This window comes from Micromonospora sp. GCM10011541 (assembly GCF_042650725.1).
GTDB lineage: Bacteria > Actinomycetota > Actinomycetes > Mycobacteriales > Micromonosporaceae > Micromonospora > Micromonospora sicca.
Map to the genome: position 1 here is coordinate 1 of NZ_JBHSBP010000123.1, position 541 is coordinate 541.

At 71.3% G+C, this 541-nt stretch carries 1 protein-coding gene; it reads right to left on the minus strand.

Going from position 1 to position 541, the window contains the following annotated elements; all coding sequences use genetic code 11:
- The coding region (locus ACFOYX_RS36215) for a zinc ribbon domain-containing protein (protein ID WP_377534824.1) at window positions 1-410 on the minus strand (410 nt) is incomplete at its 3' end.
- Window positions 411-541: the final 131 nt, after the last annotated feature.

Sequence of the window (541 nt, forward strand, 5' to 3'; positions counted from 1 at the left end):
TGGTTGGCTAGGCCCCGGGCGGCGATCCGTTGCGCCGCGGCGTGGTCACGGTCCATCGACAGGCCGCACGAGCAGGTCGCCCACCGGTACCCGGCCACCATCCGCTGTGGTGTTTTGACGTGCTTGACGGGACCGCCGCAGCGGGGACAGCCGGACGAGGTGCCACGCGCCGGGACAGTGACGACTGCGATATCTACTTTCGCGGCGAGGTGGGCGATGGCGGTGAACACGGTGCCGCGTACCGCACCGGAGAGTCGCCGGTTGAGGCTGCGTGACCGGCCACCGGCCTCGAGCGTGGCGAGGTCCTCGACGTAGATGACGGTGGCGCCGGCCGCGGTCGCCTGGTCGACGAGCCACCGCGCCGACGACCAGGCAAGAGCCTTGTTGAGATGCCGGATCCGGGCGCGCACCGCCGCATGCTCGGCCTCCAAGAAGGCAAGCTTGCCAGCCAGGGCCGAGTCGGCGGGGGCGTCGGCGGGCCGGCCGTCACGCAGCCGGGACAGGTGGTCGGCTTTGGTTTTGAGGTGTTCGCGGTGGCGGC